This window comes from Rhizobium sp. OAE497, assembly GCF_040546565.1.
Taxonomy (GTDB): Bacteria; Pseudomonadota; Alphaproteobacteria; order Rhizobiales; family Rhizobiaceae; genus Rhizobium.
Window position 1 is genome coordinate 21,728 of record NZ_JBEPOA010000002.1, and the last position, 21,184, is coordinate 42,911.

The window sequence follows — 21,184 nt, forward strand, 5'->3', positions numbered from 1 at the left end:
AAGCCATGTCCGACATACCGAACCGCAAGCCCGAAACCGGCGCCTTTTTCGCCCGCGACCACGCCTGGCATCCGCCGGCATTCGCGCCGGGATACAAGACCTCGATCCTGCGCTCGCCGCAGCGCGCGCTGCTGTCGCTCGACGGCACGATTTCAGAGATCACCGGCCCGGTCTTCGGCCACGGCATGATCGGCGAACTCGATAACGACCTGATCCATAACTACGCCAAATCAGGCGAGAGCGCGATAGGCGAACGCATCATCGTCCACGGGCAGGTGCTCGACGAGCGCGGACGCCCACAGGCCGGCGTTCTCGTCGAATTCTGGCAGGCCAATGCTGGCGGGCGCTACCGCCACAAGAAGGAAAGCTATCTGGCGGCGATCGATCCGAATTTCGGCGGCTGCGGCCGCGCGATCACCGACGAGGAAGGCCGCTACTACTTCCGCACCGTGCGGCCCGGCGCCTATCCCTGGCCGAATGGCGTCAACGACTGGCGCCCGGCCCATATCCACTTCTCGGTCTTCGGCCAGGGCTTTTCCCAGCGGCTGATCACCCAGATGTATTTCGAGGGCGATCCGATGATCTGGAAGTGTCCGATCGTCGGTACCATTGCCGACAAGGCAGCGATCGAGCAGCTGATCGCGCCGATGGACTGGGGCAATACCATCCCCATGGACAGCCGCGCCTACAAGTTCGACATCGTGCTGCGCGGCCGCCGCTCGACGATGTTCGAAAACAAGCTGGAGGGCAACTGATGGCCCAGGATCTGCGCTATCTCAAGGAAACCCCTTCGCAGACGGCAGGACCTTACGTCCATATCGGCCTGACGCCGAACTTCTGCGACATCACGGGTGTCTACGAAGGCGATCTCGGCACCGCGATGGTCAATGACAAGACGACAGGCGAGCGGATCACGGTGACCGGCCGTATCTTCGACGGTGCCGGTGCTCTAGTGCGCGACGCCGTCATCGAGATCTGGCAGGCCGATGGCGCCGGGCTCTATAACAGCCCTTCGGAAATGCGCGGCACCGCCGATCCGAATTTCACCGGCTGGGGCCGCTGCCCGACGCGCGCCGAAGACGGCGTCTACAGCTTCGAGACCATCAAGCCCGGCAAGGTGCCGTTCAAGGACGGGCGCAAGCAAGCGCCGCACATCACCTTCTGGATCGTAGCGCGCGGCATCAATCTCGGCCTGCACACGCGCATGTATTTCCCCGAAGAATCAGAGGCCAACAATGCCGATCCGCTGCTGATGCGCATCGAGCATCGCGACCGCGTGGCGACACTTATTGCCGCACGCGACGGCTCAACCTATACGTTCGATATCCGGCTGCAGGGAGAAAACGAGACAGTCTTCCTGGATATTTGACAGGCATTACTGCTGGCGGATTTTGGACGGATGACGGAAATCCGCTGGCAAACGTTTTTCGTTAAGCACGCGCAGCTCTAAACACAACCTCTAATATATTTCGCATGCTGCACCTGCGTAAAGCGGGTTGGCATTCATGTTGCGCCGCGATATGAAAAGGACGGGCTGAACGTTGATGGTGGAAACATGCAGAAGACTTTCGGACACGTCCTGGCGGCGCATAAGGGCCTCGGTCCAGGCTTCGACTTTTTGAGAATCGCTCTCGCCTTTACGATCGTTTTTTCACACAGCTTCCTTCTGACCGGAAACGATGAATTCTTCCGCTCCAGCCCGCTCTGGTTTGCGGAATATGCACTCGTTCCGATGTTCTTTGCGCTGAGCGGCTTCCTGATCGCGGGCAGTGCCCAGCGCCTCAGTCTCAAGAACTTCCTGCTCAATCGTGGTCTGCGCATCGTGCCGGCCCTTGCCGTCGATATCGTCGTCTGCGCGCTGATCATCGGTCCGCTGGTGACGCCGGTGGCCCTGACCTACTATTTCGGCAGCGCCGATTTCTTCAAATATTTCCTGAACATCGTCGGCTGGATCCACTACAGCCTGCCGGGTGTCTTCGAGAACAATCCGACGCACCGGGTGAACGGCGCGCTTTGGACAGTTCCCTGGGAAATCTTCTGCTACATCATCATGTCCGGCCTGATGATCACCTCGATCGTCAAATCCTGGCAGAAGACCGCAGCGCTGACAGCCGCCTTCATCGTCATGGGCATTGTCGTGCAGCTCTACGGGCATCACCTGCCCTACCGCGTCAATCTCGTGCTCAGCACCTTCTTCGTCAGCCGCGGCGCCCAGCTGGTCTTCGCCTTCCTGCTCGGCATCCTGGCCTATCAACTGCGTGAAGTGATCCCGCACAGCCGCGTCCTTCTCGTCATCAGCGCGGTGATCGCCATCGCCGCGATATTCGTCCTGAGCAGCCCGTCGGTCGAGACCGTTCCCAACCGGATCATCGTCATCCCGGCGCTCGTCTACATCACCGTCTTCATCGGCCTGACGCCGGTACCGCTGCCTTCGGTGTTTCACAAGGGCGACTATTCCTACGGCGTCTATCTCTATCACGACCCCTTCCTGCAGATCCTGATCGGCCTGGCGCCCGGCATCTTCCTGGCGCCGAAGGTCGGCGCGCTGGCGCTCTATGCGATCGGCATCTGCGCGGCGATGACGGTTGCGGTGATTTCCTGGCACATGATCGAGAAACCCATTCTCGGCATGCGCAAGAAGTTCTCCTTCGTCGCCAAGGCGCGCGGCGTCGACGAGAACGCCGATACGACAATCTTGCCGGTCGAGAAGCCAGCCAAGGCATAGGCATCCCGCCTTCCGGCACTTGACGTCTCGACGGGCACAAGGCTTTCTGCCGCTTCAAGGCGGCAGGAAGCCGGCAAGCCAAGAAGAGACGAACAGTGAGCGCAATTGCCTTCGACCACCCCTTCCTCTCCGGTCTCCTCGGCGATGAGGAGACCGCAGCCTATTTCAGCGGCGAAGCGGATATCCGCGCCATGCTGCAATTCGAGGCTGCGCTCGCGCGGGCGCAGGCCGCGCATGACATCATTCCGCTTGCGGCGGCCGAAACCATCTCGTCCGCCTGCGCAAGTTTCGCGCCCGATATCGGCAGCCTGCGTACGGCCACGGCGCGCGACGGTGTCGTCATCCCGGAACTCGTGCGCCAGCTGCGCGCAGCCGCGGGAGAGGCTGGCACGCAGGTTCATATCGGCGCCACCAGCCAGGACGTGATCGACACCAGCCTGATGCTTCGCCTGAAGCCGGTCGCCTTCGTTTTCGCGGCCCATCTGACCGCAATCGAGGTCCGTCTCGCTGAGCTGCACCAGACCTTTGGCAGCCGGCCGCTGATGGGCCGCACGCGGATGCAGGCGGCAATCCCGATCACCGTCGCCGACCGGCTGCGCGCCTGGCGTAATCCCTTCGATGGCTATCGCGAGAAGCTGACGGAGCTGCGCTTCCCGCTGCAGTTCGGCGGTGCGGCTGGAATTCTCGAGAAATTCGGTGGCAAGGCGGCTGCGGTGCGCAGCTCGCTGGCGCAGGAGCTCGGCCTTGCCGACCTGCCGCAGTGGCAGAGCCAGCGGGGCATCATTGCCGAATTTGCCAATCTTCTCGCATTGATCTCCGGCAGTCTCGGCAAATTCGGCCAGGACATCGCGCTGATGGCGCAGGCGGGCGACGAGATCGCGCTCAGCGGCGGCGGAGGCTCGTCCGCCATGGCGCACAAGCAGAACCCGGTCGCGGCCGAAACGCTGGTGGCGCTGGCACGCTTCAACGCTACGCAGATTTCGGCGATCCACCAGTCGATGATCCACGAGCAGGAACGCTCGGGTGCCGCCTGGACGCTTGAATGGCTGGTGCTGCCACAGATGGCGATCGCCACGGGAGCCGCACTACGCCTTGCGCGCGAACTGGCGAACAACATAAATCGGCTTGGCGCCGTCAATCCATAACCATTACAACATGCATTCTGGCATTTATTTCATTTTACATTACCGTTTCGCATGACACACTAGCGTGAAAAGTTCTAGCTGCGAGCTAATACGGCGCTGGAGTACGCCGACAAAGGGAGAGAGAAGAATGAAGAAGCTGCTTTTGGCCGCCGCTGCGGCCATCGTCATGGGCACGAGTGCCTATGCCGACACGATCAAGGTCGGTGTCGTCGGACCGTTTTCCGGTCCGTTCGCCCTGCAGGGCAAGAATTTCAAGGCCGGGATCGACGCCTATATGGCGACCAACGGCGCCAAGGTCGGCGACCACACGGTCGAGGTCATCTATCGTGACCTCCCGGCGGCCGACCCTGCTCAGTCCAAGGCCCTCGCGCAGGAGCTCGTCGTCAAGGAAAAGGTCCAGTATCTGGCCGGCTTCTACTTCACCCCTGATGCGATGGCCGTCACCCCGATTCTGAAGCAGGCGAATACGCCGCTGGTGATCATGAACGCCGCGACATCGGCGATCGTCACCAAGAGCCCGCTCGTGGTGCGCACCTCCTTCACCACATGGCAGACCTCGACGCCGATGGCGCAGGTCGCCTTCGACAAGGGCGTCAAGAAGGTCATCTCCGTCGTCAGCGACTACGGCCCCGGTGTCGATGCCGAGAACGCCTTCAAGGCAGGCTTCGAGAAGGCAGGCGGCGAAGTCGTGGAAGCGATCCGCATGCCGCTCGCCACCAACGACTTCAGCCCGATCATGCAGCGCATCAAGGATTCGGGCGCAACCGGCGTCTTCGCCTTCCTGCCGTCAGGCCCGACCACGCTCGGCTTCGTCAAGGCTTATAACGAAAACGGCCTGAAGGGCGCCAACATCCAGCTCTTCGCCCCCGGCGACCTGACGCAGGAATCCGACCTTCCGGCGCTTGGCGATGCCGCGCTCGGCATGCTGACCACCTTCCACTACGCCGTCTCGCACGACTCGCCCGAGAACAAGGCTTTCGTGGCAGCCGCCGACAAGGCGATCGGCAACCCGGCCGAACTGACTTTCCCGGCTGTCGGCGCCTATGACGGCATGCATGTCATCTACAAGATGATCGAGGCAACCGGTGGCAAGCAGGACGCAGCCAAGGCTGTCGAAGCCGTCAAGGGTCTCGCCTGGACGAGCCCGCGCGGCCCTGTCTCCATCGACCCGGAAGCCGCCACATCACGCAGAACATCTACCTGCGCGAAGTCGCCAAGGATGCCGACGGCAAGTTCATCAACAAGGAAATCCAGACCTTCGAAAAGCAGGGCGATCCGGGCCTTGCTGCTGTGAAGTAAGGAACGCGGCTAGCAGGCCATTGCGCCAGTAGCCCCCTCACCCTACCCTCTCCCCGCTGGGGAGAGGGGGACCGGGCGGCCAGCTCGGAAATCCCTTCTCCCCTCGGGGAGAAGGTGCCGGCAGGCGGATGAGGGGGCCACGAGCACCCCGCCGATTTGATCGCCGCCAGCCAACAAAAGGACCACACCAAGCCCATGCAAACTGTCTTCAGCATAGCCGTCGATGCGCTCGCCTATGGCATGGTGCTGTTCGTCATCTCGATCGGCCTTTCGGTGACCATGGGCCTGATGCGGGTCGTCAACCTCGCGCACGGCGCATTCGCCATGATCGGCGGCTATATCGCTTCCTACGCGGTGCGTGATCTCGGCCTCGGTTACGGTATCGGCGTCATCGCCGCCGTCGTCGGCACGATCATCATCGCCATCCCGATGGAGCGCTTCCTCTACCGCCGCATCTATGGTGCACCGGAACTGACTCAGGTGCTGATGACCATCGGCATCACCTTCTGCATCATCGGCATCGCCAACTATGTGATGGGTCCAACGCTGAAGACCATTCCGCTGGCCGAGGGATTGCAGGGTTCCGCCAATCTCGGCTTCCGCACCATTCCCGTTCACCGCCTTTTCGCGATTGCCTGCGGACTCGCGGTCGCCGTCGCCCTCTGGTTCACCATCGAGCGGACGAGCTTCGGCGTGAAGCTGCGCGCCTCTGTCGATAATGCCGCCATGGCCGCAGCACTCGGCGTGCGTACCGAGATCATCTATGCGCTCAGCTTCGCGGTTGCCGTCGGCCTCGCCGCCTTTGGTGGCGTCGTCGGCGCCGAGCTGCTGCCTGTTGAGCCCTATTATGCGCTGCGCTACATGGTGACCTTTCTGGTCGTCGTCTCCGTCGGCGGCGCAGGGTCCATTCCCGGTGCGCTGATTGCCTGTCTGGTGCTCGGCGGCATCGATACGACCGGCCGCTACCTGATGCCCGAGTTCGGTGAGTTCTTCTTCTATCTCGCGGTTATCGCCATCATCTGCATCTTCCCGCGCGGCTTTGCCGGAAGGGCGAAATAGGATGACGCTCGCCATGAACACCGACACGACAACAACAGCCGTAGCCTCCGCGCGCCGCCACCGCTCCGCCGGGCGCGACCTCGCAGGCATCGGCGCGATCATCATCCTCGCGGCGATCGGCTACGTGCTCTTCCCCGATAACCTGGCGCTGCTGACCCGCATCATCGCCATCGCACTCCTGGTGCTCTCGCTCGATCTCGTCACCGGCTACGGCGGCATCGCCACACTCGGCCATGCGGCGCTGTTCGGCTCCGGCGCCTATGCGGCCGGCATCGTCTCGGCGCATTACGGCATCACCGATCCGCTGCTGATGACGCTTGCCGGCATCATCGGCGGCGCGTTGGCCGGTCTCATCTGCGGCGCGATCATCCTGCGCGCTCACGGGCTGCCGCAGTTGGTGCTGTCGATCGCGCTGATCAACCTGTTCCACGAATTCGCCAACAAGGCATCGTCCTGGACCGGCGGCAGCGACGGCCTTTCCGGCATCTCGGCCGACCCGATCTTCGGCTATTTCGAATTCGACCTATACGGCCACACCGCCTATTTCTTCGGCGTCATCCTGCTTCTCGCCGTCTTCGTGCTGCTGCGCCTGCTGGTGCGCTCGCCCTTCGGCATGCTCTGCCGCGGCATCAAGGAAGACCCGCTGCGCATCAAGGCGATGGGCGCATCCCCGAAGGCAGCGCTGATGAAGCTCTACGTCATCTCGGGTGCCGTCGCCGGCATCGGCGGCGCACTGACGGCGATCTCGACGCAGGTCGTCGGCCTCGACAGCCTCTCCTTCACGCTCTCGGCTGAGAGCCTCGTGATGCTGGTTCTCGGCGGCACCGGCTCGCTGTTCGGCGCGCTCTCGGGCACCGTCATCTTTATGCTGTTCGAAGACTATGTCTCGGCCGCCAATCCGTTCCACTGGCTGACGATGGTCGGCGCGCTGTTGATCGCCGTCGTGCTCTTCGCACCGAAGGGTCTCTATGGCACGGCCGCAGCCTTCTTCGCGCGCCGCAAGGAGGCAGGCGAATGAGCGCCGTATTCGAAGTCGTCAATCTCAAGAAGTCCTTCGGCGGCCTCGCCGTTACCAGCAATGTGTCGATCTCGATGGCGCCGGGCGACCGCGTCGCGCTGATCGGCCCGAACGGTGCGGGCAAGACCACCTTCGTCAATCTCGTCACCGGCAATCTGGCCCCCGATTCCGGCGAAGTCCGCCTCGGCGGCGAGACGGTAACCAAGATCGAAGCCGCGGGCCGCGTGAAGCGCGGGCTGGTGCGCTCCTTCCAGGTCACACGCCTCTTCCAGGACATGACGCCGGCGGAGCACGTCGCGCTCGCCGTCCTGCAGCGCAACGGCCGCTCGGGGCGCATGTTCGGCAACTTCCTGTCGATGCCCGATGTCATGGCCGAGGCCACCAGTCTCCTCGATACGCTCGGCCTCAGTGCTCTCATGCATCGCAAGGTGAGCGAGATCGCCTACGGCCAGCAGCGCCTCCTCGAGATCGCCGTCGCCATGGCGCTGAAGCCGAAAGTGCTGCTGCTCGACGAACCCGCCGCCGGCGTGCCGCAGAGCGATACCGGCCGCATCGAGCAGGCGCTCGCCGATCTGCCCGCCGATCTCGCCGTGCTGATGATCGAGCACGACATGGATCTCGTCTTCCGCTTCGCCAAGCGCGTCATCGTGCTCGCCGCCGGCGCCATCATCTTCGACGGTTCGCCCGCCGACGTCACCAAGGATGCCTGCGTGCGCGAGGCCTATCTCGGGAGCTATGCCAATGCCAGCCACGCCGCTTGAGGTAGAAAACCTGTCGGCCGGTTACGGGCCGACGCGCGTTCTCGAAGGCGTCTCCTTCTCCGTTCCGGCCGGAGCCCGCCTCGCCGTGCTCGGCCGCAACGGTATGGGCAAAACGACACTGCTCGCAACGCTTGCCGGACAGACGAAGCGTTACGACGGCCAGATCCGGCTCGGCTCCGCCGACGTCACCACGATGCCGAGTGCCGCCCGCGCCCATCAGGGCCTCGGCTACGTACCGCAGGCGCGCTGCATCTTCCCGACGCTGACGGTCGAGGAAAACCTCTTCGTCGGCCTGAAGGGCCGCCCGAAGACCGCGATCGAGGAAGCCTACCAGATGTTCCCGCGCCTGAAGGAGCGCCGCCGCAATCTCGGCAACCAGCTTTCCGGCGGCGAACAGCAGATGCTGTCGACCGCCCGCAGCATTCTTGGCCGCCCCTCCGTGCTCCTGCTCGACGAGCCGCTTGAGGGCCTAGCCCCTGTCATCTGCGAAGAGCTGATGGCGGCCTTCGCCGAACTCGCAAAGACCGGCGACATGACGATCCTGCTCGTCGAACAGCGCATCCAGAGCGCCCTCGATTTCGCCGACCAGGTGATCATCCTCGAACGCGGCCGTCTCGCCTGGAGCGGCACGCCGGAAGCGCTCTCGGCGGATCACGACGCTGTCGAACGGCTGCTCGGCGTCGGCGGCTTGCATTGAGCTCCCTTCTCCTCTTTGATCGCGCCATCAAAGAGGAGTGCTTCGCTTGTCCTTCCCGCTATTCGACCTTACCGGAAAACGCGCGCTGATCACCGGCTCCAGCCAGGGGATCGGCTATGCGCTGGCGCTTGGCCTTGCCGAACATGGCGCCTCCGTCGTCATCAATGGGCGCAATGCCGCCAAGGCTTCGGAAGCGGCGGAGACGATCCGGGCCAAGGGCCATCATGCGCTGAGCGCGGCCTTTGACGTAACCGATGCGAAGGCTGCGTTGAGCGGCATCGCCTATATCGAAGCCGAGATCGGTCCGATCGATATCCTCGTCAACAATGCCGGGATGCAGTTCCGCACGCCGCTCGAGGACTTCCCGGTCGAGAAGTGGGACGAGCTGTTCAAGACCAATGTCTCCAGCATCTTCTATGTCAGCCAGCCGGTCGCCAAGGCGATGATCGGCCGCGGGCGCGGGAAGATCATCAATATCGCCTCGGTCCAGGCCGAGCTCGCCCGCCCGAGCATCGCGCCCTATACGGCGACCAAGGGCGCAGTGAAGAACCTGACGCGCGGCATGGCGACGGATTGGGCGAAGCACGGACTGCAGGTTAACGCGATTGCGCCCGGCTATTTCAAGACGCCGCTGAACCAGGCGCTGGTCGATGACCCCAAGTTTTCCGCCTGGCTGGAAGGCCGCACGCCGGCTGGGCGCTGGGGCAATGTCGAAGAACTGGTCGGCGCGGCCGTGTTCCTGGCCTCCGAGGCCTCGTCCTTCGTCAACGGCCACATGCTGATGGTCGACGGCGGGATTACCACCAGCCTTTAATCGGCGACGATATTTCCGCGCCGCATCAGCCGCATAAGGATCAGCGGCAAGAGCGTCGTGATGCAGATGGCGATGAAGGCCATGGCCATGCCGAGACCGATCGAACCCTGCTCGAACTGACGCCAGATGAAGGTAGCGATCGTCTGCATGCCGACAGGGGCGACGACGACGGAGGCCACGAGCTCACGCGAAGCGAGCGCGAAGACCAGCAGCATAGAAGACGCAAGGCTCGGGAAGACCAGCGGCAGGAGGATGCGGCGGAAAGCCGTGACGCCGCTGGCGCCGCAGACGCGCGCGGCCGCTTCCAGATTATCGCCGATCTGCTGGAAGGCCGCCGTCGTGTAGCGCACCGGCTGCGGCAGCAGGATGCAGCAATAGGCGAGCAGCAGGATGAAGGCGGTGTTGTAGGGTGTGAACGGCAGGCCCGGCATGTTCCAGGCGAGGATGAGGCCGACCGCGACGACGATGCCCGGAAGCGCATTCGGCAGGATAGTCATGATGTCGATTGCCATGCGCCCATGCATCTTCGTCTTCACGACCGTATAGGCGGCGGTGACGCCGACGAGGCCGGTGATGACCGCGGTGCCGATGCCGAGCGAGAAGCTGTTGATCAGCGCCGTTACCGCGCCTGCGCTATTGCTGAAGACTGCGATGAAATTGTCGAGGCTGACATTGTCGAGGGCCAGACCGCCGGAAATCGTCCGTGCCAGCGCCGTCGCCAGGATCGCCAGCAGCGGGACGCCTGTTGCCAGGAAGGCGACGACGGTAAAGCCGATCATGACGGGGACTTTCATCGCGCCGAGCGGGCGCTTGTCCTTCGCCATCGGCTTGCCGCTGACGGTCTGATAGGAGCGGCGCGCCAGGATCCAGCGCTGCAGCAGGAAGGTGGCGAGCGACATGCCGACCAGCACCAGCGACAGGATCGCCGCCCCCGGAAGATCGATCGGCCAGTCGGTGACGCGAAGGTCGATACCGGTCACCAGCACCTGGAAGCCGGCGCGGCGGCCGAGCGCTGCCGGCGTGCCATATTCCTCGATCGCGGCGGCGAAAACCAGCATGAGGCTTGCGGTGAGGCCGGGCGCCGAAAGCGGCAGCGTTATGCGCCAGAAGGCACGCGCCGGGCTCGCGCCAAAGACACGGCCGACATCGGCATAGCGGGCGCCGACGGCCTCGACGGTGCGCGACACGGCAAAATAGACGACAGGAAAGGTGTTGAAGGCCATGACGACGGTCATGCCGAACAGCGAGAAGAGGTACGGCGCCAGGTTGAAGCCGGCGAGCTGCTCGAGATAGCCGCGCGGCTGCAGCGTCATGATCCAGCCGAGCGTCGCGATATAGGGCGGGATCATGAAGGGCACGAGCAGCACCACATCCCAGAAAGTCGCGAAGGGGATGCGGTAGAGCGCGCGGAAGACGCCGAGCGGCACGGCGACGAGCGCGGAGGCGAGAACGACGCAGGCCCCGAGCAAGATAGTATTGCCGCCCATGCGGATCAGCGAGCTGTCGGCAAGCGTCGCATAAAGCGAGGAGAAAGGGCTCGCAAACGAGCCCTGTCCGAGTTCGGGGAAGATGCCCTGCAGCACCACGGCGGCGAAGGGAACGGCAACGACGAGGATGAGACCCGCTGTTGCCAGCCAGGCGGCCGGAGCCGTGCCGCCGATGCCGTTCGCTTTCATCTGCCTGCCCTGCTTACTTGGCGCCGTAGAGATCGGCGAAGGTCTTCAGCGTTTCCTTGCGCTTGCCGTAGACGGCAGCCGAATCGTACTTCAGCAGCTTCAGGTCGCTGATCAGCGGACGGCTGGCGGCAACGTCGGTGCGCGACGGCATCAGCATTTCGCCGGCAACGAGAGCCTGGCCTTCATCGGACAGCATGTAGTCGATGAACTTCTTGGCGTCGTCCTGGTTCTTGGACCAGTTCATGATCATGGCCGGGCGCGGCGCGATGACGGTGCCGGATGCCGGGAACACGACTTCGATGTTCTCGCCCTTCTTCTGGGCGGCGAGAGCGATGTAGTCGACAGCGCCGAAGACGACGGCCTTCGCACCCTGCAGAACCGGGTTCAGGGCGTCGGCATTGGCACCGGCGATGATCGCGCCGTTGGCCTTCAGATCCTTGAAGAGCTTCCAGCTGTCCTGGCCGGCGAGAGCCGCCGTCAGCTCGAAGGAGGAGCCGGACTGGGCCGGATCCGGAATGTTGACGAGGTCCTTGTATTCCGGCTTCGTCAGGTCAGCCCATTCGGAAGGCTTCGGCGTGCCGCTCTTGGAGTTCCAGACGATGCCGAGAGCCGAGATGCCCTGCGCGACGGCGCCTTCGGACTTCAGGAAGTCGGGAACCTTGGCAGCGTTCGGGCTGGAATAATTGACGAGCCAGCCGCGCTTGGCGAAATCGTTTGCCGTATCCCAGGAAGCCGAGATGACGACGTCGACAACCGGATTGGCGGCTTCGGCTTCGATACGGGCCATGACCTTGCCGGTCGTTGCCTGGAAAACATTGACCTTGACGCCGGTCTGCTTGGTGAAGCCAGCCGACAGCTTGTCGATCAGGCTCTGCGGACCAGCGGTGTAAACGGTAACGTCAGCGTGGGCGACGCCGGCCATCAGGGCGGCGGCAACAACGCCAAAAGTGATGCTCTTCAAAGACTTAAACATTTTCCAGTCTCTCCTGTTTTGAATTATCGGCAGTCTCTTGAAACCAGCGGATCTGTGCTGCATCGACGACAAGGCCGATGCGCTCGCCGGGGCGCAGCTTCAGGCGGCTCAGCACCTGCAGCTCGACGGAGGGCAGACCGGCAAGCGCAACCGTCGCCAGATGACCGTCGCCGCGGAACTGCGAGCGCAGCACTTCGGCGCTCAGCCGCTCCGGCGTATCCTCGCCCGCCGAAATGCCGGCGGTCGGGATCAGGATGCGGGCAGACCGCGCCGAGCCGTCTCCCGCCGGCATCAGCGCCACGTCGCTGCCTTTGAAGAACCAGATCGCGCCGCGGCGCTCGATCCCAGCGAGACAGCCAAGCCGCAAAAAGTCGGCAACCTCGGGCGTCGCCGGGCGCTCGATCAGCATGTCGGGCGATGCAAGCTGCTCGATCAGGCCGCCGCGCATCACCGCAACGTGATCGGCAAGCGTCAGCGCTTCGCTGTGATCGTGGGTCACGTAGATCGCCGTCAGGCCTAATGTCGCAATCAGATCAGCGAGCTCGCCGACCATGTTTTCGCGCAGCTCGCGATCGAGGTTCGAAAGCGGCTCGTCGAAGAGGATCAGCTGCGGCTCGGCAACAATGGCGCGGGCGATTGCGACGCGCTGCTGCTGGCCGCCGGAGAGATCGCTAGGGCGCCGGTCGGCAAAGGCGGCAAGCCCGACCTTGTCGAGCGCCCGCATCGTGCGTTCCTGGCGCTCGGCCTTGCCGACGCCGCGCATTTCAAGCGGGAAGGAAACGTTGCCGCCAACCGTCAGATGCGGCCAGAGCGCATAGTCCTGGAAAACCATGCCGAGGCCGCGGCGCTCCGGCGGAACGAACACATTCTGAGCCGCAACCGTCTGCCCAGCAATGGCGACAAAGCCCTTGGTCGGCACCAGCAGACCGGCAACAAGCCGCAGCAACGTGGTCTTGCCGCAGCCGGAAGGGCCGAGAAGCGCCAGCGTCTGCCCGCGGTCGAGAATGAAGTCGATGCCCTTGAGGATGCGGGTATCCCCATAGCTCAATTCGAGCCCGGCCGCGGAAACGGCGGAAATCGGTGAATTTTCGGGGGCACTCATGGGATGGACCGATGTCGCTGCAAAAAGTAAGGCGACATTTAGGCAGGCCACATGACAGCTTTGCGACAATTGGATTTCAGTTTTGTGACATTGCCTTTACATCCCGGCTGACAACCGAGTTTGCAATTTGCGACATTAGAACCCATCTAATGTCGAGAGAAACGGATGCATTCTCCGCCGTTTGATGGCCCAGCCGCTTCCGTTTACGGAAAACAAACCATATGCAGTTGCAATCCAAGGCGAAAACCGCTTGCTTAGGAAAATCTACTTGTTCTGCCTGTAGCGGTAGGCGGATTGGTAAGGAAACGGCTTGTCCGTAGAACTGCGCACTTCGCAACCCGATCAGATTGTGGTTACGATTGCAGCCTCGGCACGGTCCGCTTGACGAAAGAATGAGCAAAGAACTGTTTCAGGTAAAGTTTTGGGGCGTACGGGGCAGCATCCCGGTTTCGGGACCCGAATTCGATCACTACGGGGGCAACACCTCCTGTATCGAAGTCCGCTGCGGCGCCCACCGTATGATTTTCGACGCGGGCTCCGGCCTGCGCGAAGCCGGTCTCGCGATGCTCAATGAGAGCGTCAGCGACGTCGATCTGTTTTTCAGCCACTGCCATTACGACCACATCATCGGCCTGCCCTTCTTCAAGGCCATCTACTATCCGTCGATCCACCTGAATATCTGGTCGGGTCATCTGGACGGAAAGATGAGCACCAAGGAGATGGTCAACCAGTTCATCAGCCCGCCGTGGTTCCCCGTGAAGACGGATATCTGCCAGGCGACGATGAATTTCCGCGACTTCCATGCCGGCGAAATCCTGAAGCCGCGCGAAGGCGTCAGGATCAAGACCTACATGCTGAACCATCCGGGCGGCGCGATCGGCTACCGCATCGAGTATGGCGGGCGGTCGCTGGCGCTTGTCTTCGACGTCGAACACATCCCTGGCTCCTACGATCCCGTATCGCTGGAGATGATGAAGGGCGCCGATCTGGCGGTCTATGACTGCACCTATAACGAAGACGAGATGCAGCGCTTCAAGGGCTTCGGCCATTCCACCTGGCAGCACGGCACCGAGCTGGCGAAGATGGCGGGCACCAAGCGTTTCGCGCTCTTCCACCATGCGCCCTCGCGCACCGACACGCAGCTCGCCCAGATGGAGCTCGACGCGCAGGCCGTATTCCCCGGCTCCTTTGCCGCCCGCGACAATCAGGTCGTCGAAATCTAAGCTTTCATAAGCGCCGCCGCCGGCTTCCAGGCGACGGCCTTATTGCCTGCCGTTGCCTTGAACAGGCGTTCGCAGAAGCCCCAGGCCTGAACATCATGGTCGAGGTGATGGGTCAGCAGCCCGATCGGCTCGTCGCTGCTCTCGAAGCGGCTCTGCAGCTCCGCCACCAATTCCGCGATCAGCTCCTCATCCGGCCGGCCGCCACGGGTGCCGTGCCAGTCGATGATGTCGACATGGGTATTGAGAATACCGATCGGCTCCTCCTCGGCGGCTGGGCCATAGGTCGAGAGGTTTTCGAAGCCGAGCGCAGAGAGCTTGGGGATCAACAGCGGGTCGATGCGGTTCCATGGCGGCACCAGCATCGGCACGAAGGACGCCTCGTGCAGCTGCTTCAGGTGCAGGAAGCCGTGGTAGAGCTCGCCGAGCACGGCCTCGGCCAGCCGGTGGTGCCCAAGTTCCTGCTTCTTTTCGCTCTCGCTGGCATGATTGTGATGCGCCCAGCCATGGACGGCAACGGCGGCATGGCGTTCGCCCGCAAGACGGCGAGCAAGAGGCTGACCGGCCTTCGCCGGAACGACGGCGAGCGTCACCGGCACCTCGTAGCGATTGGCGAGATCGAGCAGCGTATCGAGCGCGACGGTCGGCTCGAAGGCGTCGTCATCGCGCCACCAGAAAACCGCGGTGCGTCCGGCCTCCTGCCAGCGCGCCAACTCGTTGTGAAGAGGTTCCCAGGCTTCGTTGCCGCTCATCACTTCACTCCTGCATGTTGTTTCAATATGCCGTCGAGCGCCTTGGCCGCTATCGCGATCGAGCGCTCTTCCAGCACGAAGCGGCGCGCCGCCTTTCCCATCGTCCGCCGTCTCTCCGGCTGCTCCAGGAGATCGCGGATGGCCTGACCATAAGCGGCGATATCGCCCTCAGCTGTCAATACGCCGCTGCGGCCGTTTTCGATCACTGCCGGAACACCGGCCGTGTTTTCCGCGACGGCGGGGAGGCCTGCGGCCTGCGCCTCGAGATAGGCAAGACCATAGGCCTCACCGCATCCCGGCCAGACATAGATGCCGGATTGGCCGAGCAACGCCGCCACCTCTTCGGCACTGCGCTCACCTTGCCATTCGATCCGTCCAGGCTCGAAGCGGGCAAACAGAGCTTCGACAGCCGCCCTCTCCGGTCCGTCGCCGACGATCGACAGCGTCCAGTCCGCGGACTCTATCTCGCCGAGTGCGGCGGCAAGCCGCTCATAGCTCTGCATCTTGTCGCCGGGGCGCATCATCGCGACCGCGATCAGCCGCTTCGGATTCTCTCCGGCAGGCGGGGCCGCAAAAAATTTCGGATCGATGAACGGCGCAAGCGAAGCGGTGCGTGCTTCGGGGATTGCGCTCACAACACCCAGCCGGTCGCGCTCCGTCATTGCGATATTGACCGCGGCCGTCTGGATGCTCTCGGCGACGAGCGCCTGATATGGCTGCCAGGGGCCATGATCGCGCTTCGGCGAATAGGAGGTTTCGGCCGTGACATAGGCGAAGCCGAACTCGGCGGCGAGTGCCGGGCCGAACGGATCGGGCGACTTGTAATAGGGGTGATAGCAGAACCAGAGATCGGGCCTGCTGCCCGCCGCGAATTTCTGTCTCAGCCGCAAGAGTTCGGCCTGACGTCCCCCTTCGAGCGCTGCAGCCGCCTCCGGCGAAGCCGCGAAATTTCTGAACGAGGAGACGAGCTCGACCTCGTGACCGGCAAGCTCGAGCGCCTGCATCAGGAGCCGCGCCATCAGCCGATCCCCCGATGGTACCGGATGATCCGGGGACTTCAGCGGAGCGTAGAATGCAATGCGCATCAGTGGATGCCTCCGGAGACGCACCGTTTCCAATTCCCGGTCCGGCCGGCGGCGAAATTCTGCGCTATGGTCTGCTTCCTTAAGAGTTACCGGTGAACATATAGAATGTGATCGCAGTTGAAGAAGGCGGCATTCCGCTTCTCTTCGAACATCTCTATTTCATAAGAGATTCGATCTTCAAGAACGGGAATGAATGGCGGTCGCAGACACAGGCTTTTTTACGGAACGGAACATCCGGCGCGCGCGCCTCGGCGCCGGTCTCGTGATGTTTGTTTTCGTGACGCTGCACCTCTCCAATCACGCGGTCGGGCTGATTTCGGTCAACGCCGCTGACGACGCCCGCCGCCTGTTCATGATTCCCTGGCGCAATCCCGTCGGCACGGTGGTGCTCTATACCGCGATCTTCATCCACATGGCTCTGGCGCTGCGCTCGCTCTATATCCGGCGCAGCCTTGTGATGCCGAAGGGTGAGCTGGCGCAGATCGCGCTTGGTCTCGCCATCCCGCTGATCATCATGGATCACGTGATCGGCACGCGCGTCGTCCACGAACTCTATAATTACGTCGACAATTACGAGACGATCGTCCGGCTGCTGTGGATCACCTCGCCGGGTAACGGCGTCCGTCAGGCTTTCGCGGTGGTGATCGTCTGGACGCACGGCTGTATCGGCCTGCATTACTGGCTGCGCTACCGCCCCTGGTATCAGGCCTTCTCGCCGCTGCTGCTGGCGCTGGCGATCCTGTTGCCGGTGCTGGCATTGCTCGGCTTCGTCGAGATGGGCCGGACGATCGCCGAGCCCGACTATGAAGGCCTCGTCGATACCGGCCGCTACCAGGAAAATCTGAACAGCCGTTACTATTCGGATCCGGACGCGCAGCGCCAGATCGCCATGATCCGCGCCGGTCTCTACGGCGGATTTTCGCTGGCTCTCCTGACTGTCGTGCTTGCCCGCAGCCGCCGCCGGTGGAAGGAAGCCACCGATCAGATCGCGGTCCACTATCCCGCCGGTGAAACGATCAAGGTGCCGCGCGGCTTCACCGTGCTGGAGGCAAGCCGCCTCGGCGGTGTGCCGCATTATTCGGTCTGCGGCGGCAAGGGGCAATGTTCCACCTGCCGCGTGCAGATCCTCAGCGACTACGAAAGCCTGCCGCCGCCCGACAAGATGGAACAGACGACGCTGAAGCGGATCAATGCCGCACCCGACGTACGCCTCGCCTGCCAGCTGCGCCCCAACCACGATCTCACCGTCGTGCCGCTCCTGATCCCGGCGACGGAAGCCGCCCTGCCCGCCAATACGCAGGAAACGAGCCCGGGGCGGGAACGCGACATCGCCGTGCTCTTCTGCGATATGCGCAACTTCACGACGCTGACCGAACCGCGCCTACCCTTCGACATCGTCTTCCTGCTGAACCGCTATTTCGCGCTGGTCGGCAAGGCCGTCGAACAGGCGGGGGGACGCGTCGACAAGTTCATCGGTGACGGCGCAATGGCGCTGTTCGGCATCAACACCTCGCCGGAAGAAGGCTGCCGCCAGGCCTTGCGCGCGGCCGCGACGATCGCCGAAGAGATCGAGAAGCTCGGCGAGGAACTGGCGCACGAGCTTTCGATACCGCTGCATATCGCGATCGGCATCCACACCGGCCCCGCCGTCGTCGGTACGATGGGCTACGGGCGCGTGCGCAGCCTGACGGCCGTCGGCGACACCGTGAATGTCGCAAGCCGCCTTGAACATGCGGCCAAGGAATTCGATGCGGCGATCGTCATTTCGGAACCGGTTGCGGAGCTCGCCGGTGCCGACATGGAAGGCATCGAGAGCCATGAGATCAGCGTTCGCGGCCGGGCGCTGCCGCTCAAGGTCTACGTGATCTCCAAGGACAAGGCGGCGCAGCCGCTTCAAGGAAAAGCCTGATGGCCGCAAATCCGCTGCTGACGAAGAAATACTGGATGAAGCGGATCTGGAAGCTGCGTAATGCGGCCGCGACGCGCTTTTTCGATACCCGCTTCGGCCGCCGCCTGTTGATCGAGAACATCGGGCCGCGCGTTCTGACGATGACCGTCGATGCCGGTGACCACCGGATGACCTTCTCGCCATCGGACTATATCGGCCGCAAGGTGTTCCGAAAGGGCCATTTCGAGCGTGAGAATGTCGACCGGCTGCTTGCCGTGCTGCGCGAACGCGGCCTGTTGCGCAAGGACAGCGTGCTCCTGGAGCTCGGCGGCAATATCGGCACGCAGACCGTCTATTTCGCGCTGAGCGGCGCCTATTCGCGCATCGTCAGCGTCGAACCCGATCCGCGCAATTTCCCGCTATTGAAGACCAATATCGAACAAAACCGGCTGGAGACGACGGTCACTGCGGTCAATTGCGCCGCAGGCGAGGCGTCTGGCGAGATCGATTTCTTCATGAATGCAGCCAATCACGGCAAGAGCAGCGCCATCCGGCAAAGCCCGACGGACATCAGGATCAGCGTACCCGTCAGGCCCGTTGCCGCCATTCTCGGCGATCTCGGGTTCGACCAGAGCGCCGTCGGTCTCGTCTGGATGGACATCGAGGGCTATGAGCCCGTCGCATGCCGGTCGATGACCGAGCTGATGGGCCGCCGCGTGCCTCTCTACATGGAGTTCACGCCGCTCTTCTACGGCCCGGAGCAGACCCGCGACTTCATCATGACGCTCGCCTCCCATTACGAGGATTGCCTCGTCTTTTTCGAGGAAGGCGAGCAGCAGATGAAGGTCCGCGATCTGCCCGGCTCTATCGATCAGTACGACGTGCTCTTCCTGCCCTAGTGCAGGACCGGCAGCGCCAGCGACTGGTGGCAATGCACCCCAGCAAGAACACCGGAGGCCGACGCGAGCGTCGCGTTATGCATCGGGTTCGTGGCGTCACCCGCGGCATAGACGCCCTTCACCGTCGTCTCCTTGCGGTCATCGAGGCGGATGACCGGGCCGAGCGGGGCGTCGTCGAAAGCGCAGCCCAGTTGCTCGGCGAGCGGGCTTGCCATCGAGACCTTCGGTGCGACGAAGATTGCCGAAAGCGGCAGCACGCGCCCATCCTGAAGACGCACGGCCTCTAGCTCCGGGGCTGTCCCAAGAAATTCGGCGATCGGCGTATTTTCGATGGTGACAGCGCGGGAGGCGAGCTGCGCGCGCTGGTCGGCATCAGGCTCGAAGAGCCCTTGCGAGAAATACGTTGCCGGTCCCCAATCGGGCAGAAGCAGCGCCGCATGCACCGAGAACGGATGACTGCCGAGAATGCCGAGCGCGCGGTCGCGCACTTCGTAGCCGTGGCAGTACGGGCAATGCAGCGCGGTGCGGCCCCATCGTTCGGACAGGCCGGGGATCTCGGGCAGCGTGTCCTTCACGCCGGTCGCGAGGATCAGGCGGCTCGCGGTGAATTCGCGGCCATCTTTCAGGGCAACCGAGAACTTGTCGCCGGTCTTTGATGCCGAGATCGCTTCGCCATCGGCAAAGGCAACCGTCGGATAGGCGGCGAGCTGGCGCTTTCCCTCCGCCATGATCGCGGCCGGCGCTACGCCGTCCTGCCCCAGGAAACCGTGGGAAGCTTGCGAGAACCGGTTTCGCGGCTTCTGCGCGTCGATCAGCAGAATTTTGCGGCGGGCGCGGGCGAGCTGCATGGCAGCCGAGAGACCGGCAAAATTGCCGCCGATGACGATCGCTTCATAGTGCATGACCTTACTCCATATCGATGATCATGCACCTACATAAGTTACATGAAATGGCACAGTCAAGCCTCATGTCACTTGTGTTGTTACGATAGACATGGGATAGATCGGCGACAGGAATATGAGGAACCACGATGAGAAGCGACAGCCGCCTCTCCCGCATGCTGCATGTGCTGATCCACATGGAGCGGCATCAGAAATCCGCGACATCGGAGATGATCGCCAGGATGCTGAACACCAACCCGGTGGTCGTTCGCCGCACGATGGCGGGGCTGAGAGATCAGGGCTATGTGCGCTCGGAAAAGGGCCATCACGGCGGGTGGACGCTGGTCAAGCCGCTGGCCGAGATCGCCTTGCTCGACGTTTATCAGGCGATCGGCGAGCCTGAGCTTTTTGCGATCGGCCCCGCCTCCGACCATCCGGAATGTCTTGTGGAGCAAGCGGTCAACGATGCCGTCGGCGATGCGCTGCGCGAGGCCGAGGCGCTGATCCTCGCCCGGCTGAAATCCGTAACGCTCGGCGATCTCGCAGCCGATTTCGAACGCCGCTATGCGCGGCTTTCCACAAGCGGCCCTGTGCCGGCGATCTGTAACGACTGATTACTTGCGGCGGTAGAGGAAATAACGGCCGGACTTGATGCCTTCTGGAAGCGGCAGTTGCTCGAGCTCCGGCCGGTCGAGCGGCAGACCGGAGACGGCGATGCCGCCCTGGCGGAGCACGCCGACCATCAGCTGCGGCAGCCATGTCAGGGTGATCGCATCGATCTCGTCGTGACCCGTGCCGATATCGGCATGGGCGAGCGCCGCATCGATGCCGATGAAAGCCTGGCCGGTCTCTTTGATGTCGCCGGTGACCATATCTTCGGCGGGCGGCGTCGACGACGAATAGGAACGGACCTCGCGGTCGAAGGCGATGATGCGGCGTCCTGCGAAGATTTCGCGCAGATGATCGTAGGTGCGGCCATTGCCGAGACCGAATTCGATCACCGGTCCCTCAAGCGGGCCAACCAGGTCGACGATGGAATTGAGGATATCGCGCTGAGCCGTCAGGCGGCGGATGAAGCTGTCGAGGCGGCTCATCTATGTCCTTGTCCGTCATTCATTTTTATCTTCCGGTGCTATCACACGAAACTGTCAGAAGTCGATTGCCGTAACTGAGGAAATGGCGTTGCCGCC

General features: G+C 63.0%; 20 protein-coding genes and 1 pseudogene. 14 read left to right on the top strand and 7 right to left on the bottom strand.

Annotated elements, in window-relative coordinates:
- Positions 1-5: 5 nt before the first annotated feature.
- The 10 genes and pseudogenes from pcaH to ABIE40_RS19680 all read left to right on the top strand — a co-directional run bounded on the left by pcaH (position 6) and on the right by ABIE40_RS19680 (position 9,518).
- Positions 6-755 carry a protocatechuate 3,4-dioxygenase subunit beta gene (gene pcaH, locus ABIE40_RS19635; RefSeq protein ID WP_199625404.1) on the top strand — a complete coding sequence of 250 codons (750 nt, stop codon included), beginning with the start codon at positions 6-8 and terminating at the stop codon, positions 753-755.
- Positions 755-1,369, top strand: coding sequence for a protocatechuate 3,4-dioxygenase subunit alpha (gene pcaG, locus ABIE40_RS19640; protein ID WP_199625405.1), 615 nt, complete (start codon positions 755-757; stop codon positions 1,367-1,369). Before pcaH ends, pcaG begins: the two co-directional genes overlap by 1 nt.
- A gap of 186 nt (positions 1,370-1,555) precedes the next feature.
- Positions 1,556-2,725: an acyltransferase family protein gene (locus ABIE40_RS19645; RefSeq protein ID WP_199625406.1), complete on the top strand. Its 1,170-nt coding sequence runs from the start codon at positions 1,556-1,558 to the stop codon at positions 2,723-2,725.
- Between the two features lie 95 nt (positions 2,726-2,820).
- Entirely contained in the window at positions 2,821-3,870 is a 1,050-nt protein-coding gene (locus tag ABIE40_RS19650) for a 3-carboxy-cis,cis-muconate cycloisomerase (RefSeq protein ID WP_199625407.1), read from the top strand.
- A 127-nt stretch (positions 3,871-3,997) separates the two neighbouring features.
- Positions 3,998-5,169, top strand: a pseudogene (locus tag ABIE40_RS19655) (ABC transporter substrate-binding protein).
- Between the two features lie 195 nt (positions 5,170-5,364).
- On the top strand, positions 5,365-6,228 hold the full coding sequence (locus ABIE40_RS19660; RefSeq protein WP_112712651.1) for a branched-chain amino acid ABC transporter permease: 864 nt from the start codon (positions 5,365-5,367) through the stop codon (positions 6,226-6,228).
- 1 nt (position 6,229) lies between these two features.
- Complete coding sequence (locus tag ABIE40_RS19665) at positions 6,230-7,246, top strand: branched-chain amino acid ABC transporter permease (RefSeq protein WP_502944811.1); 1,017 nt, start codon at positions 6,230-6,232, stop codon at positions 7,244-7,246.
- Positions 7,243-8,007, top strand: a complete 765-nt coding sequence (locus ABIE40_RS19670) for an ABC transporter ATP-binding protein (protein ID WP_199625408.1) — start codon at positions 7,243-7,245, stop codon at positions 8,005-8,007. Before ABIE40_RS19665 ends, ABIE40_RS19670 begins: the two co-directional genes overlap by 4 nt.
- A complete protein-coding gene (locus ABIE40_RS19675) occupies positions 7,988-8,704 on the top strand; it encodes an ABC transporter ATP-binding protein (RefSeq protein WP_199625409.1) in 717 nt (238 codons plus the stop codon). The genes ABIE40_RS19670 and ABIE40_RS19675 overlap by 20 nt, the downstream gene beginning before the upstream one ends.
- Before the next feature lie 46 nt (positions 8,705-8,750).
- On the top strand, positions 8,751-9,518 hold the full coding sequence (locus ABIE40_RS19680) for an SDR family oxidoreductase (protein ID WP_199625410.1): 768 nt from the start codon (positions 8,751-8,753) through the stop codon (positions 9,516-9,518).
- Here ABIE40_RS19680 and ABIE40_RS19685 read toward each other — a convergent pair.
- From ABIE40_RS19685 to ABIE40_RS19695, 3 genes are read right to left on the bottom strand one after another with little or no spacing between them, the layout of a single operon-like run.
- The gene (locus ABIE40_RS19685; protein ID WP_199625411.1) at positions 9,515-11,194 is read right to left on the bottom strand and encodes an ABC transporter permease; all 1,680 of its coding nucleotides are present in this window, start codon (positions 11,192-11,194) and stop codon (positions 9,515-9,517) included. The two genes, ABIE40_RS19680 and ABIE40_RS19685, sit on opposite strands and share 4 nt — an antisense overlap.
- A gap of 13 nt (positions 11,195-11,207) precedes the next feature.
- Entirely contained in the window at positions 11,208-12,167 is a 960-nt protein-coding gene (locus ABIE40_RS19690) for an ABC transporter substrate-binding protein (protein WP_112712305.1), read from the bottom strand.
- Positions 12,160-13,269 carry an ABC transporter ATP-binding protein gene (locus ABIE40_RS19695; protein WP_199625412.1) on the bottom strand — a complete coding sequence of 370 codons (1,110 nt, stop codon included), beginning with the start codon at positions 13,267-13,269 and terminating at the stop codon, positions 12,160-12,162. The genes ABIE40_RS19690 and ABIE40_RS19695 overlap by 8 nt, the downstream gene beginning before the upstream one ends.
- Positions 13,270-13,661: 392 nt before the next feature.
- Between ABIE40_RS19695 and ABIE40_RS19700 the strand changes: the two genes are divergently transcribed.
- Entirely contained in the window at positions 13,662-14,492 is an 831-nt protein-coding gene (locus ABIE40_RS19700; protein ID WP_112712309.1) for an MBL fold metallo-hydrolase, read from the top strand.
- On the opposite strand, the gene ABIE40_RS19705 is transcribed toward ABIE40_RS19700, so the two are convergent.
- On the bottom strand, positions 14,489-15,241 hold the full coding sequence (locus ABIE40_RS19705) for a polysaccharide deacetylase family protein (RefSeq protein WP_199625413.1): 753 nt from the start codon (positions 15,239-15,241) through the stop codon (positions 14,489-14,491). The two genes, ABIE40_RS19700 and ABIE40_RS19705, sit on opposite strands and share 4 nt — an antisense overlap.
- On the bottom strand, positions 15,241-16,326 hold the full coding sequence (locus tag ABIE40_RS19710) for a glycosyltransferase family 4 protein (protein ID WP_199625414.1): 1,086 nt from the start codon (positions 16,324-16,326) through the stop codon (positions 15,241-15,243). Before ABIE40_RS19710 ends, ABIE40_RS19705 begins: the two co-directional genes overlap by 1 nt.
- Positions 16,327-16,519: 193 nt before the next feature.
- On the opposite strand from ABIE40_RS19710, the gene ABIE40_RS19715 reads away from it, so the two are divergent.
- Together ABIE40_RS19715 and ABIE40_RS19720 are read left to right on the top strand one after the other, a co-directional pair.
- Positions 16,520-18,235: an adenylate/guanylate cyclase domain-containing protein gene (locus tag ABIE40_RS19715; protein WP_199625415.1), complete on the top strand. Its 1,716-nt coding sequence runs from the start codon at positions 16,520-16,522 to the stop codon at positions 18,233-18,235.
- Positions 18,235-19,113 carry an FkbM family methyltransferase gene (locus ABIE40_RS19720; protein ID WP_199625416.1) on the top strand — a complete coding sequence of 293 codons (879 nt, stop codon included), beginning with the start codon at positions 18,235-18,237 and terminating at the stop codon, positions 19,111-19,113. Before ABIE40_RS19715 ends, ABIE40_RS19720 begins: the two co-directional genes overlap by 1 nt.
- Here ABIE40_RS19720 and ABIE40_RS19725 read toward each other — a convergent pair.
- Positions 19,110-20,015, bottom strand: coding sequence for an NAD(P)/FAD-dependent oxidoreductase (locus tag ABIE40_RS19725; RefSeq protein WP_199625417.1), 906 nt, complete (start codon positions 20,013-20,015; stop codon positions 19,110-19,112). The genes ABIE40_RS19720 and ABIE40_RS19725 overlap by 4 nt on opposite strands.
- Positions 20,016-20,143: 128 nt before the next feature.
- Here ABIE40_RS19725 and ABIE40_RS19730 point away from each other — a divergent pair, with 128 nt between their 5' ends.
- Positions 20,144-20,608: an Rrf2 family transcriptional regulator gene (locus ABIE40_RS19730; RefSeq protein ID WP_199625418.1), complete on the top strand. Its 465-nt coding sequence runs from the start codon at positions 20,144-20,146 to the stop codon at positions 20,606-20,608.
- Here the strand turns inward: ABIE40_RS19730 and ABIE40_RS19735 are convergent, their stop codons facing one another.
- A complete protein-coding gene (locus ABIE40_RS19735; protein ID WP_199625419.1) occupies positions 20,609-21,088 on the bottom strand; it encodes a class I SAM-dependent methyltransferase in 480 nt (159 codons plus the stop codon).
- Positions 21,089-21,184: the final 96 nt, after the last annotated feature.